1 protein-coding gene is annotated in these 279 nt (G+C 60.2%); it reads right to left on the minus strand.

The window, feature by feature from the left end; translation table 11 throughout:
- Positions 1 to 259, minus strand: a 259-nt coding sequence (locus EN846_RS34865; RefSeq protein ID WP_245518787.1) for a M24 family metallopeptidase, incomplete at its 3' end; no start/stop codon positions are given.
- Positions 260 to 279 lie beyond the last annotated feature (20 nt).

Raw genomic sequence — 279 nt, forward strand, 5'->3', positions numbered from 1 at the left:
ACCAGGTCCGCATCAAGGCTGCACTGTATCGCTTCCAGTTTCCGGATCCCTCGACGATGACCAGATCGCCTTTTTCGATGCATCGGCCAGCCCAGGTAGCGTGCGGAAGTGCCGTTCGCGGGCCGGAAGCGATATAAGGGGCACTGCCCATATATTCACTACCAGCCGAGATGGCAGCATGATGGAAAGCTGCGGCCACATCGTTCTCAGTACGCCCCGGACGCGCAGCTTCATGTGCGGCCTTGAACCCTGCGGACAACGTCTCAGCTGCGCGGCGAA

Origin of the sequence: Mesorhizobium sp. M4B.F.Ca.ET.203.01.1.1 (genome assembly GCF_004791025.1) — a bacterium.
Lineage (GTDB): Bacteria > Pseudomonadota > Alphaproteobacteria > Rhizobiales > Rhizobiaceae > Mesorhizobium > Mesorhizobium abyssinicae.